This window comes from Marinimicrobium koreense (assembly GCF_003762925.1).
Taxonomy (GTDB): Bacteria; Pseudomonadota; Gammaproteobacteria; order Pseudomonadales; family Cellvibrionaceae; genus Marinimicrobium; species Marinimicrobium koreense.
Map to the genome: position 1 here is coordinate 2,040,731 of NZ_RJUK01000001.1, position 12,758 is coordinate 2,053,488.

The window sequence follows — 12,758 nt, forward strand, 5'->3', positions numbered from 1 at the left end:
TCAGTGGCCGCTGCCAGTTTGTGCGTGGAACCAGGGGAAGCAACGGCGCGATAGCAACCGCAACAAGAGGTCGATGACAAAGGCGAGAATCGTGATCCAGACCACGTAAGGCAATATGACATCCATGGACAAGTACCGACGCACCAGAAAGATCCGATAGCCGAGCCCGTCAGTCGAGGCGATCGCCTCGGCGGCAATCAGAAATAGCCAAGCCGACCCCAGAGACAGGCGCACACTGGCGAGCAGGCGGGGCAGTATCTGGGGCAGAATCACCCGCTGGATGATCTGCCAACTGCTAGCGCCCAGTGTTTGCGCCTTGATGATCTGCTCGGCGGGAATTTCCTGCACTCGCTGCTGCATATCGCGACACAAAAACGGCGCCGTGCCAATGATAATCAACATGACTTTGGACAACTCCCCCAGGCCAAACACAATAAAAAGAATGGGCAATATGGCCATGGGCGGCACCAGAGAGACGGCCGTCATCAAAGGCGACAGGTTGGCGCTTACATAGGGAATGGCACCGCTGAGCACCCCGAATACCAGAGCGAACACGGCGCTGATGGTCACGCCAATAGCCAGGCGTTGGAGGCTGCTTTGGGTGTCTTGCCAGAACAGGTACTCGCCCGTTCGGGCGCTGGGTTCGAACGCCAGTCTTTCGATTGCCGCGCCAAAGCTGTCAAAAGAAGGTAACAACTTGTCGTTGGGATTTTCCGCCAGACGCGCGTTGGACGCCCCCACATAGAGGGCCAACAACAGCAGAAATGGCAGCAGTCCCAACAGCCAGCGGGCAACGCGATTGGGTTGTTGGTTGATCAGTCGCTTCATGCTTACCTCAGCGTGGATGAATTGGCTCTGGACCGGTATTCAATTACCGGCTGCCAGCAGCGGGAAGGGTTCGGGCGAGGCGACAAAAAAAGGTGACAAGGAAAAACCCGGAGGTTTTTACCTTGCCACAACAGTGGGTCGGAGAGGGAGAGTGATACGATGTGGTGCCTGACACGGTAAACCTCCAGCGGTTACACGGTTTCATGAACGAGGATTCAATGGCGACAGCGCCATCGCGAACCTCCCGGGCTTTTGTCCCGCCGTGTAACCTTGCACTGAAAATTCCCGTGTAAGGTCGGCTGCTCTCGGACCAGACACGCGAACCTGAACCTGTTCAAGTCATCACGCCGGAACCCTAGCGGCCTATTCAGCACTGCATCATCCGCCGCAGCGCCTTGGTCAAATTGTCTTTACTGAGTTGCTTCAACGGGGTGGTCCCATTGAATCCTCTGTGTACTAAAGAGTGAGCAATATGAATGCCAACCTTAAGAGGCGCCCAAATAGCGCTTTTACACCGTTTACGCAGGACAGGAACACCTCCTTCCGCACCAAGAAAGTGCAATTCTGCGTAAGGAGGCACCAGAACGAGGCTTGACTGAGTGACACCTGGAGGACAAGTAGGATGGTATGGAGGGGGGGGGGGGGGGAGCGCGCCCTCGAGCCACCGTAGTGACCCGAGGCGCTTACTGCTACAGTGACGACTTACTCAACGGCATCTTTTGCGTCATCTGCCGCATCGTCCATTGCATCACCGGCATCATCCACCGCATCATCGATCTTCTCGCCTGCCTCTTCTGCAGGTCCTTGATCACAGCCGGTCAGGAAAGCACCGCCGGAGAGAACCAGAAACATTGCCAGGGCCAGTGAACGGACGCGCTTGGTCAGAAGGTTTTCTTCATTCATGGTGTTGACTCCTTCATTCGATAAAAGAGGGCTTATTGCTGCCCCATGAGCCGTATGTTTGCAATTTTGGCGCAAGATGCATTAATAAAAGCCATTTTCCGCCAAAACCCTACGGTAATGTTTATCTTAGGCCAAGATTGCGGAATTCAACAGCGGCGGCATGAACAAGGCGCCAAATGAGACTTCATTCACAACTTTCACCGTAGAATGCAACTTTCCTCGATCGTTACGTCCAATCCTGTGAAGGCCGCGTTTTTGGCTATACTCACAGAACCTGCATCGTCAAAGGAGTCTGCTTATGTTCAGCTGGGCGTTTCTATTTCTGATTATCGCCATTATTGCCGGAGTACTGGGATTGAGCGGCATTGCTGGCGCCGCAACCAACATTGCCTGGATTCTTTTTGTGGTCGGCGTGGTGCTGGCGATCGTGTTCGCCGTTGTCGGACGAAAACCGCCGTTATAACGATCAGTGATCCCAGAGCATTGAAGAGTGAGCGCGTCGTAATCGTAAACGGCGCGCTCACATTGTCAGTGCTATCACGCCAATGCGTAATAACCAAAAATAACCGAAGCGATAACAATCCCCACAATCACCGGAGACTGATACCAGGGAAGCGTGATGGGCCGCTTGCCGCTTTTGTCCTTGCGGCGCTTACGCATCGCGTCAAGCTGCTCACGGGTCGCAAACAGCTTCTCCGGCAAAACAAAGCAGAGGATGCCGTATACGGCCAAAGGCACACTCAACAGATAATCGCCTAACACCAGAAACAGAATTGCCAGCCCCAGGCAAATGGCACCCACGGTGCGAGACTCTCGATGCTTCATATCAACGCGCTCCTCAATCAGATTATTGTTGGTCTGTCATCAAGGGCCCCATCCCTGGGGTTCTGACACGATTATTGCTTTTTATCCCCTCGCCACTGCATCCGGTACAGGTCGTGCCGACGATCTTTCAGGTTCTGCACGGTGCCGCTGTTGCGAGCCATGATCAATGACTCGGGACGCAAGTCGGCAAACGCCACGGTTTCCACATTGGGCGTGGTATCCGCGGCGATACCATCCCGCGCGAAGGGGAAGTCACAGGGCGTCAGAATGCAGCTCTGCGCGTATTGAATGTCCATATTGGAGACGTTGGGCAGGTTACCCACGTTACCGGACATGACCACGTACATCTGGTTTTCCACCGCACGGGCCTGACAACAGTAGCGCACGCGCAGATAGCTTTGCCGCTCATCGGTGCAGAAAGGTACAAACAGAATCTGAACCCCCTGATCCGCCAGGTGACGCCCCAACTCCGGGAACTCCGAGTCGTAGCAGATCAATACGCCAATCGGCCCGCAGTCGGTATCGATGGCGGTCAGACTGCTGCCACCTTCAATATCCCACCAGTAGCGTTCATTCGGCGTGGGGTGGATTTTGGGCTGCTCGAAAATCCGACCGTCGCGCAGAAAAATATAGGAAATATTTTCAATCCGGCCGTTCTCTACCCGAGTGGGGTGGGAGCCGGCGATAATGTTGACGTTGTAACTCAGTGCCATGTCCCGAAACGCATCTTTTAGCCGCGGCGTGTACTTGGTCAGCGCCTCGATCGACTCGAAGGGAGAGAGCTCCTGATCTTCAATCGACAACAACTGCAGCGTCAATAGTTCCGGAAAGACCACAAAGTCGCTTTTGTAATCCGCCACGACGTCGACAAAATATTCAATGTATTTCAGGAACTCGGCGAACGACGTGACCCGCCGCTGCATATATTGCACGGTGGCGATGCGCACGACGTCGGGCATCCGCACGCCGTATTTTTTCACCGGCTTTTCATCTTCCTGAGGCACTTTCGGGTTGTACCAGACCAGGTGGGCGGCGTAGTTCAGCGATTCGGTATCATCGTCGAGATAATTGGGAATGACCCCGATCACCTCAAAGCCATTGCGCAGTTGGAACGACAGGACCGGGTCCTTGATCTGCTTGTGCACCACCTGATCGATATAGTTTTCTACCGAGCCGACTTTTTTCAGGCGCTTGTGCAGGTTGGGCATTCGCCCGGCGAACACCACGCCTTTCAGACCCAGGGACTGACACAGCTTTTTCCGCTCGTTGTACAGGCGCTGACCGATGCGATAGCCGCGATAGGCGTTATCGATACAGACTTCCATACCGTACAGCCAGTCGCCATGGATGTCGTGACGGGACGCAAAGCCGTTACCGGTAATTTCATTCCAGGTGTGCGGCTTCAGCGCCACATCACCGGAGATGCGGAAGGTGGCGCAGTAACCCACCAGGGCATCCCCCACCATGACCACGATCTGCCCCTGGCGGAAGTTATTGATCTGCCCGACGATCGCCGCGCGCGGATAGGTCTCCATTTTGAGCGGACCATATACTCGGTCGGCGAGCGCCACAATGGCGGGCACATCCGCCAGGGTGGCATTGCGCACGGTCAGGTGAGCACCGGGCTGCTGCAGTTTGTTTTCCTCTTTCTTCGCCATACTGTTAACTGCCTCTACAACAGGGGAACAGCGGTTCAGCCGCTGATCTCTTTCAAATTGAGTCCATACAGGGCGGCGATCAGGGATATCCCGCCCAGCATTGCAATCACACCCGCGACACCGATCCACGTGGTCAGCAGCCCTACGCTACCGAGGGCGAGCAGTGCCAGCCCGATCAGCGTGTTGCTGACCGCCACATATTGCGCGCGGGTCTGCGCGGTGGCCATATCGACAAGATAGACCTTGCGGGCCAAGCGTGCCCCGCCGTGACAGATACTGATACCAAAGAACAGCAACGCATGCACCCAGGGCGAGGCGAGCAGCGTCAGTTCCAGCCACGCCAGCATCGCCGTAACGGCACACAGTGTTGCGCCCCCGAAGGCCGCCAGCGCCATGGTCCAACGGCTGGAGCGGTCACTCAGTCGGCCCCACACCGGCGAGCTCAGACTGGCCGCCAGGCCACTGGCAATGATCATCAGCCCCAGCCCCGCCGCGCTGCTGCCGGCGTGCTCCTGAGCGAGCAACACAAAAAACGGCGGAACCAGCGCGATACTCAGCAACAGCCCCCGGGCGAGCACAAAGCGCCGAAAGTCCCGGTCGGTCAACACAATACCCAGACTGCGTAGGGCAACGCTGGCCGCATTTCCGCCGCCCTCCGTCGCCCCCGGCGCTTCCTGAATCTGGCTGAACGCGAGCAGAGACAGCAACCATAACGCCGCCGCGCCTCCGAGAAACAGGGTCAGATTGACCGGCTCGGCCCCCGTACCAAATTCCGCATACAGGCCCACCAGCAAGGTGGCCACCCCGGCCACGCTGGCCGAGTAGCCCATCAGCGCACCGCGCCGGGTTTTCGAGACAGTTTTTCCGAGCACATCTTTGGCGGCAACCGAGCAGAGTCCCCTAGCCAGGCTGTACACCACCAGGGCGCCGACGACGGCCCAGCCCACCTCGGAGCCCTGCAGCGTCCCGGCGGCCAGGGCCATGGCCGCCAGCGCCAGCATGGACAGAAAAGCACCCAACAGCCAGACCACTTTGCGCCGGGCCAGGCGCCGGATAAAAGCCGCGACCATCAGCTGCGGAATCAACACCCCCGCCTCGCGGATCGGCACCAGAAAGCCGGCGAACCCCGATGAGGCCCCGGCCGCGCCGAGCAGCCAGGGCAGGATCAGTCGGGCACTGGAGAGCTCATCCGCCACTTTACTGAAGGTGTTGGCGACCAGGTAGGCAAAAAAGTTGCGCGGTTGATGTCGGCAGGCGTCCTCGGGAATATCCTTACAGACCCGTGCATCCTCATCGTCGTTCAATTGTTCGTAAACCCGGCTCAAGCGGGGGTAATCGGGGTACAGAACCTCGGGCTTGGCAGGCTGATGGTCACTCACAGGCACTTTCTCTCCGGTCTGGTGTAGGCCGCCGCTCAGTATCGGTGCTTATCCGAATGATGTAAACCACAGCCTGTTATACTCCCGAGACGATGAACGACCAAGGATCTTTCCATGGCAACCGGACACTGGCTGACCCGGGGCTCACTGGTGACGCTCATACTGATCGTCATTGGCTGCAGCGCGATCGGTCACCAACTGTGGAACCAACGCTATGGCGCCCCCACCCCGCGGGAGCCACTGCGCAATGCGTCGGAGGACGACCGGTTCCAGGCGCATATCAAACCGCTGATTGAGCACCGCTGTACCGTCTGTCACGGCTGTTACGACGCGCCCTGTCAGCTGAAAATGGAAGCCCGGGAAGGCCTGTTCCGGGGCGCCCACGAGGACAAGGTGTACGACGGTACCCGCCTGCTCGGTGCCGAGCTCACCCGGCTGTTTGAAGATGCGGACAGCACCGCGCAGTGGCGCGAGAAAGGCTTCTTCCCGGTCATCAACGAGCGCGCCGACAGTGCCCAAGCCAATCTCCAGGGTAGCGTGCTCGCGCGCATGCTCCAGCTCAAGCGGCAGCACCCCTTGCCCACCCAGCCCGTCCTGCCCGACAGTTTCGATTTTTCCCTTAACCGCGACTGGCACTGCCCCAAGGCCGAGACCTTCGACAACTATGCCGAGGACTACCCGCTGTGGGGCATGCCCTACGGACTACCGGGGCTGTCCGAGCGCGAGCACAACCGCCTGATCCACTGGCTGGAAGACGGCGCCCCCGCCGGGGCCCCCAACCCCATTGGCCCCGAGCTGCAACAGACCGTTCAGCAGTGGGAGCAATTTTTTAACGCCGACTCCCTCAAAGCCCGGCTGACCAACCGTTACCTGTACGAGCACCTGTTTCTGGCCAATCTGCATTTTGAGCCGAACCCGAAGGTGTTTTTCAAACTGGTCCGCTCCAGCACGCCCCCCGGTGAGCCCATTGAGCGCATCAGCACTCGCCGCCCCTTCGATGACCCGGGGGTTGACCGGGTGTACTACCGCCTCTGGCGGGACCCGAGCAGCATTGTGGCGAAGAACCACCTGCCCTACGCCCTGACGCCTGAGCGCATGACCCTCTGGCGAGAATGGTTTCTGAACGCGGATTACGCGGTCACCGAACTGCCGGGTTACCAGCCCGAACAGGCGGCCAATCCCTTTGCGACCTTTGTGGATCTGCCAGTAAAGGCCCGCTACCAGTTTTTGCTGGATGAAGCCGAGTTCACCATCATGAATTTCATCAAGGGCCCGGTGTGTCGGGGTCAGGTGGCGCTCAATGTGATTCAGGATCACTTCTGGGTGAGCTTTGTCGACCCGGCGTTTACCGCCGATAAATGGGATGGCGAGTTTCTGGCCAACAACAGCGAGCACCTGAAACTGCCTGCCGGAGTCGGCAACACCCTGCTGCCAATGACCAACTGGCGGCGCTACTCACAGCTGCAGAAAAATTACCTGGCCGCCAAAGCCACCCACCTGTCCAATAAGTTTGGCGAGCGTGAACCGCTCAACATGGAAATGATCTGGGATGGCGAAGGCCAGAACACCAACGCCGCGCTGACCATTTTCCGACACACCGACAGTGCCAGCGTGCACCGCGGTTTTATCGGGCCCGAGCCGAAAACCAGCTGGGTGATCGACTACCCCCTGTTGGAGCGGATTCACTACCTGCTGGTGGCGGGCTTTGATGTCTACGGCAATACCTCCCACCAACTGCTGAGCCGGCTGTATATGGACTTCCTGCGCATGGAAGGCGAGATGAACTTCATCAACTTCCTGCCCGAGCCAGTCCAGGAGCCGACCATTGCCCACTGGTATCGGGACGCCGAAGAAGACCTCAAGGAATACCTGGACGTTTACCAGAACAACCTCCAGGTAGAGACCGCCCTGGAATACCCGTCGGGCCAGGACCACCAACGGCGACTCTACCAGTTGTTGAGCAGGCGGCTTCAGCCGGTCCTCTCCGGCGAGCACCAGTTGGACGAACTGACGCTGAATGAGCGCACCAGAGAAGCGCTGCAGACACTGCACTCATTGGAGGGAGAGGCCCTGCGGGTACTGCCTCCGACAACGGTCATCTATGTGCCCGACAGCGCGCTGTTCACACTGATTCACCACAACGCCTACAGCAACCTGTCATCGCTGTTTATGGAGCAGGAGCGGCGCCTGCCGCAGGAAGACACACTGAGTGTGGCGGCGGGCATCATCGGGAGTTACCCGAACAGCTTTATGATGATGGATGAGCAGGACATTCCGGCCTTCGTGAATCAGGTGCGTGCCATGAGCGAAGAGCGGGATTACCGGAAACTGAAGGATCGCTACGGGGTGCGCCGGAGCGATCCAAACTTCTGGGCGATCAGTGACGACATCCACGCGCTATATCGTAAGCGCGCGGGGGTACGGGCAGGACTACTGGATTACAACCGGTTGGAAAACCGATAGGGCATCAGTCATCCACCGGACGATAGTGCTCACACCAGGCAGCAAACTGCCGACCCGGTAAGGCGGGCGTAAAGAAAAACCCCTGCACCTGATCGCAACCCATCGACCGGAGCAGCCGGTACTGCTCGGCATTTTCAACCCCCTCGGCGGTGACCACCAGGTCGAGGGCGTGCCCCATATCCACCAGGCTGGCCATCAGTTTGCGGGAGCGTTCCTGGCTCTCCAAAGGTTGAACAAACGCCCGGTCAATCTTGATCCCGGTGATCGGTAGGTGCTGCAGGTACTCAAACGAGGCAAAGCCGGTACCGAAGTCATCGATACTGACTGAAAATCCCATGGCTCTGAGCCGCTCAATTGCAACCCGAGCCGCTTGCAGATTCTGAATCAGAGCGCTTTCGGTTACCTCGACTTCAATGTGCGCCGGCGCCACCCCCAGGCGACGGACCTGCTGCTCGAGATAAGCCGGCATGCGCTCATCCATCAGATTACGGGCAGAAAAATTGATGCTGACCGGGTGGGACTGCCAGGCCACAAATTCACAGGCCGCCCGGCTGACAAATTCGGTCACCGGCGCAATCAGGGTCGTATCCTCCACCTTGGGCATAAACTGGCCGGGGGGAATCAATTGACGTTCGCTGTCACGCCAGCGGATCAGCGCTTCACTGCCCACCAGCGCACCGTCACGCAGACGTACCTTGGGCTGGTAGTGCAGCTCGAACTCGCCGCGTTCCAGCCCGCGCCGGACGTTGGAAATCAGAGTAATATGGGACAGCTTTTTCTTGGACAAGTCGGAATCGTAAGGGCAGTAGCTCACGCCTTTACGAATGGCCGAGAAGAGTGCAATCCTCGCTTCACTGATCAGCTCATCCGTCGCCGACCCCAGCCCCGATTTGAAAGCACTGCCCAGGACCAGCTGCACCCGGACCGGCACCGATTGAACGACCAGGTTATCTTCCCCGGCCTCGATGATGCGCCGGGCCATTGCCTGAAGTAACACCTCATCGGCCCCGGGCAACAGCACAATGAGCTCCGAAACACTGAACCGGTACACACTGGAGTCACCACCAACCAGGTGGCGCAGACGCTCGCCCACGAGCCCCGCCAGCTCATCCGACGCATCCGCCCCCATGGCCTCCAGCACGTCGGTAATGTCGGTCAGGCGAACAATGATCAGCCCAACGGGTGCCTCTCGCCACCCCTCACTGTTCTTCCAGGCGTGAAGATCCTGATCGAGGGCCACCTGATTGGGCAGGCCCGAGCGAGGATCGGTGCGCACCAGCGCCTCCCGTTCGCGATAGGCGCCCCGCAGGCTTTGAAACAGGCCGCCGGCGACGCCGCCCAGAAAAAGGTACAGCCCCATGCGCAGCAGCCAGTTGACCGGCTCCTGCATCACCGCCTGCTCCACATTCAGCGGCATCACCGCCATCAGGGAGCTGGCCAGCAGCGCAGCGAAAAGTCCGCCGGCGAGCCCGTACCAGGCCGAGGCGAACAAAACAGGGATCAACATCAGGTAGGGGTAGGCGTACGCGGTACCGCCGGTCTGATAGACCGTCAAAGTCCCGAGCGCCAGCAGCGCCAGGATAAAAAGAAGACAGTATAAGTGACGTATGGCCTGCGGACCGGCCAGAATATTGACCGTCGCCAGATGGCTGCGCTTCCGTAAACCCTCTGCAATATCCATTCTCTCCCCTCCCAAGTCCGCCCCCTGGCGGGAGACGGATGACCATCCACTACAAGCTTAGAACAAAAAAGCGTTATGAGATTTCTGGCCGCATAAAAGCCGAACGAGTGGGCCGTTCAAGGGAGAGTGTAGTATCTACTATTCAGATATACAAATAGGGAGGGAAGTCCCGGTCAGTTACTCCTCTTCATCCACCGGGGCCAGGTCGTGTCTTGCCAGGTGTGCTTCAAAGCGGCGTATCAAGGTGCGCAGACTGACCCCGAACACCCGACACAAGTCCAGTAGCTGGATCAGGTCGAGGCGACGAACACCGCGCTCCACATCACTTATGAAAGACTGAGGTCGACCCAGTGCCTGTGAACATTGTGTCTGTGTCAAGCCAGCCTCAGAGCGCAATTCTCTCAGCACTTCCAGCAACACTTTTGTTTCCGTTCTGTACAGCGATTTAGACATGGTTTCCTACCAAACTCGTGAGCAAGACTGCAATTTATCGTCACAGAGCTGATATCTGATTAATAGATACAAATCAGATGAAACTTTTAGCCATTCAAAACCCGTCTACTATCAACTGTAGCAGTTATAACGGAAAGCAGACGTCAAAATATTGTCAGAAAACGGAGGCTCGACGGGTCAGCGGACCCACAGAAAAGGGTCCAGATGGAACAACTGTTTTAACTCACGGTACACCAGGGGATAGGCGTAATACAAAGTCTCCGGACGCACGAAAAATGTTTCGCAGATCACCGAGAAAAACTCTTCCGGATTGGTTGCGGCGTATGAATCAATCATTCGCGCCGATTCAGAGTTCGACTGACTCACATCATCGAAGGCCGCGGACATGATGTCGGCCCATCGCTGAACACTCTGGGGATCGCGCAACGGTGGCGTACCGTCCATCACGCCGTCGTAACCATCCAACTGATGGGCGTATTCGTGAATCACCAGGCAGTGGCTGTCTTCGCCGCGCAGGTCCTGTTCGATGTCCGCCCAGGAGAGCACCACCTTGCCCTGCTCCCAGGACTCCCCCAGCAGCTCCTGACGCTCATAGGCGACCAGTCCCAACTCATCGGCCACCTCACCCTCGCGCACGAACGCCTCGGGATACAGCAGCACCACCGGAAACCCGGACCACTGCATGCGACCTTCACCGGCGTTCATCAGCGCTGCTTGAGCGAGGGTCAGCACGCGCATGGGTTCGGTCACGGTAAGGCCATTACAGCCGTAAAAACGGGTATGGGCGAGCATCACCTGCAACTGACGATGCAGGTTGAGGCGCACCGGCTCGGGAAGGTAGGGGTACAACCACCAGCGGTCCTGCAGCCACTGCTGCCAACTGGCCGGCAGGGGTTGCTCGGCCAGTGCACGGCTATGTCGATAGCGACGAATCGGGGCGTACACCAGCGCCGCCACCAGAACCCCGGTGAGTAAAAACAGCCAGAACAGTGCCACCACACGCCTCCCGATCAGTACTGGGAAGCATTGTACACGGATTGGCTCAGATCACTTTCGAATAGCGAATCTGGTTGCCAGTATCCAGGTATTGATCGAAGACCATGCACACGCGACGAATCAAAAGCCGCCCCTTGTTCAGCACGGTAATACCGGCCGGGGTAACCTCGATCAATCCGTCTTCCACCATGGGCGCCAACTGGGCCAGCTCATCCCGAAAATACTGATTGGGGTTGATGCCAAAGCGTTCGTAGAGTTGGCCAAAGCTGAGCTTGAAGTGACAGATCAACTGGTTGATCACCGCGCGGCGCAAATGATCTTCGGGCTGCAGGCGCACGCCTTTGATCAACGCGGGGCGCCCTTCATCGATGCGCGTCTGATACTCCTCCACTTTCTTGGCATTCTGGATGTAGGTGCTACCGTAATAACTGATCGCCGACACGCCAAAGGCGATCAGATCACACTCGGCGTGAGTCGAGTAACCCTGAAAGTTGCGTTGCAGTCGGCCTTCCTGCTGCGCCTTGACCAGGCTGTCGTCCGGCTTGGCGAAGTGATCCATGCCAATATACACATAACCCGCCGACTGCAGACGCTCAATGGCTTCGTGCAGAATGGCGAGTTTGTCCTGAGGCGAAGGCAGGTCCGATTCGTGAATCAGACGCTGGCTTTTGAACAGGTGCGGCAAGTGGGCATAGTTGAACAGGGACAACCGATCCGGGCCCAGGTCAATCACCTGATCCAGGGTTTCTTTTACACTGGCACGGGTCTGCAGCGGCAGGCCGTAAATCAGATCCATGCTGATGGACTGGTAGCCCTGATCCCGCGCCACATCCACCAGCTCGCGTACCTGCTCGACGCTGTTATAACGGTTGACCGCGCGCTGCACCTCGGGATTGAAATCCTGCACCCCCATGCTGACCCGGTTGAACCCCAACTGACGCATGTGAACCAGCTTACCCACCGACATACGCCCCGGGTGTACCTCCACGGAGTACTCCCCTTCGTCGTTATCCAGCAGTTGAAAGTGCCGACGGGTCGCATCCATCAGCCAGGTCATCTCGTCTTCACTGATGTAGGTAGGTGTGCCACCGCCCCAGTGCAACTGGCTCACCGGGCGATCGGTATCGAACACCTCGGCCTGCAGGGCCATCTCCCGATCCACGCGCTCCAGGTAGGGCATGGCCCGGCTGCGCTTGTGGGTCACGATTTTGTTGCAGGCGCAGTAAAAGCAGAGGGTGTCGCAGAAGGGAATATGAAAATACAGGGATAGCGGCTTGCCGCTGCGGTTGCTGCGCGCCACGGCCTCGAGCCATTGTTGACGGGAGAAGTCGTCCCGGAACTGGGGCGCGGTGGGGTAGGAGGTGTAGCGCGGTCCGCTCAGGTCGTAGCGGTCGATGACGGACTGATCCCAGGCGAGAGGCTCTTGGTATAAGGACATGGTGTGGCTCGGTTTGTTGACGTGGGCGTTAGTCTAGGGCGGCGGGATCGACGTTGCGTTGACCTTGGTCAAGCCGGTGTCATTACGTCACCTCCGGTTACGGCGGATGCGGCCTTTGGCCTTATCCGCCCTAC

Annotated in this window: 11 protein-coding genes and 1 riboswitch; of the genes, 2 read left to right on the plus strand and 9 right to left on the minus strand. The window is 58.2% G+C overall.

Annotation, left to right across the window (positions count from 1 at the left end; genetic code table 11):
- Both EDC38_RS08920 and EDC38_RS08925 read right to left on the minus strand, forming a co-directional pair.
- Window positions 1-828: an ABC transporter permease gene (locus EDC38_RS08920; RefSeq protein WP_123638201.1), complete on the minus strand. Its 828-nt coding sequence runs from the start codon at window positions 826-828 to the stop codon at window positions 1-3.
- Between the two features lie 239 nt (window positions 829-1,067).
- Window positions 1,068-1,198, minus strand: a riboswitch (guanidine-I (ykkC/yxkD leader).
- A gap of 332 nt (window positions 1,199-1,530) precedes the next feature.
- On the minus strand, window positions 1,531-1,731 hold the full coding sequence (locus tag EDC38_RS08925) for a hypothetical protein (RefSeq protein ID WP_123638202.1): 201 nt from the start codon (window positions 1,729-1,731) through the stop codon (window positions 1,531-1,533).
- 298 nt (window positions 1,732-2,029) lie between these two features.
- Here EDC38_RS08925 and EDC38_RS08930 point away from each other — a divergent pair, with 298 nt between their 5' ends.
- Entirely contained in the window at window positions 2,030-2,194 is a 165-nt protein-coding gene (locus tag EDC38_RS08930) for a DUF1328 domain-containing protein (RefSeq protein WP_123638203.1), read from the plus strand.
- Between the two features lie 74 nt (window positions 2,195-2,268).
- On the opposite strand, the gene EDC38_RS08935 is transcribed toward EDC38_RS08930, so the two are convergent.
- The 3 genes from EDC38_RS08935 to EDC38_RS08945 form a co-directional block, all read right to left on the minus strand.
- Window positions 2,269-2,556, minus strand: a complete 288-nt coding sequence (locus EDC38_RS08935; RefSeq protein WP_123638204.1) for a hypothetical protein — start codon at window positions 2,554-2,556, stop codon at window positions 2,269-2,271.
- A 71-nt stretch (window positions 2,557-2,627) separates the two neighbouring features.
- The gene (locus tag EDC38_RS08940; RefSeq protein ID WP_123638205.1) at window positions 2,628-4,214 is read right to left on the minus strand and encodes a carbon-nitrogen hydrolase family protein; all 1,587 of its coding nucleotides are present in this window, start codon (window positions 4,212-4,214) and stop codon (window positions 2,628-2,630) included.
- Between the two features lie 35 nt (window positions 4,215-4,249).
- Window positions 4,250-5,593, minus strand: coding sequence for an MFS transporter (locus EDC38_RS08945; protein WP_211331059.1), 1,344 nt, complete (start codon window positions 5,591-5,593; stop codon window positions 4,250-4,252).
- Between the two features lie 114 nt (window positions 5,594-5,707).
- On the opposite strand from EDC38_RS08945, the gene EDC38_RS08950 reads away from it, so the two are divergent.
- Entirely contained in the window at window positions 5,708-8,056 is a 2,349-nt protein-coding gene (locus EDC38_RS08950; protein ID WP_246004371.1) for a fatty acid cis/trans isomerase, read from the plus strand.
- 4 nt (window positions 8,057-8,060) lie between these two features.
- Here EDC38_RS08950 and EDC38_RS08955 read toward each other — a convergent pair whose 3' ends face one another.
- The 4 genes from EDC38_RS08955 to hemN all read right to left on the minus strand — a co-directional run bounded on the left by EDC38_RS08955 (window position 8,061) and on the right by hemN (window position 12,624).
- On the minus strand, window positions 8,061-9,737 hold the full coding sequence (locus tag EDC38_RS08955; protein ID WP_123638206.1) for a putative bifunctional diguanylate cyclase/phosphodiesterase: 1,677 nt from the start codon (window positions 9,735-9,737) through the stop codon (window positions 8,061-8,063).
- 177 nt (window positions 9,738-9,914) lie between these two features.
- A complete protein-coding gene (locus tag EDC38_RS08960) occupies window positions 9,915-10,190 on the minus strand; it encodes a helix-turn-helix domain-containing protein (protein ID WP_024461165.1) in 276 nt (91 codons plus the stop codon).
- A gap of 177 nt (window positions 10,191-10,367) precedes the next feature.
- Complete coding sequence (locus tag EDC38_RS08965; protein ID WP_170162881.1) at window positions 10,368-11,186, minus strand: M90 family metallopeptidase; 819 nt, start codon at window positions 11,184-11,186, stop codon at window positions 10,368-10,370.
- A gap of 46 nt (window positions 11,187-11,232) precedes the next feature.
- Window positions 11,233-12,624, minus strand: a complete 1,392-nt coding sequence (gene hemN, locus EDC38_RS08970; protein WP_123638208.1) for an oxygen-independent coproporphyrinogen III oxidase — start codon at window positions 12,622-12,624, stop codon at window positions 11,233-11,235.
- Between the last annotated feature and the right edge of the window lie 134 nt (window positions 12,625-12,758).